The organism is Gluconobacter sp. P1D12_c (assembly GCF_018812105.1).
GTDB lineage: Bacteria > Pseudomonadota > Alphaproteobacteria > Acetobacterales > Acetobacteraceae > Gluconobacter > Gluconobacter oxydans_A.
On the sequence record NZ_JACSIQ010000918.1, the window covers coordinates 1 to 352 of the forward strand.

The window sequence follows — 352 nt, forward strand, 5'->3', positions numbered from 1 at the left end:
GATGGAATTTGAAGCGGCCGGGTTTCTTCGATGTTGAAGCGCGGCTTGCTCGCTTGAGCGTGCTTTCTGATCAGTTCAAAGATTTTTTCCGGACTGTGGATTTTGAAGTCTTTCGCCCTGATCTTAACCAGGCTCTGGCCTATTCAGACGGAAGTAAAGGCGGACGTCCGCCGTTTGATCCGGTGCTGATGTTCAAAATTCTGGTCATCCAGACGTTGAACACTTTGTGTGATGAACGGACAGAGTATCTGATCAACGACCGCCTGTCGTTCATGCGCTTTCTGGGATTGGGGCTGTCGGACCGCGTGCCGGATGCCAAAACGGTCTGGCTGTTTCGTGAGCGTTTGACACA

1 protein-coding gene is annotated in these 352 nt (G+C 51.7%); it reads left to right on the top strand.

Annotated elements, in window-relative coordinates; translation table 11 throughout:
- Nucleotides 1-8: 8 nt before the first annotated feature.
- The coding region (locus tag KP705_RS21920) for a transposase (protein ID WP_215765551.1) at nt 9-352 on the top strand (344 nt) is incomplete at its 3' end.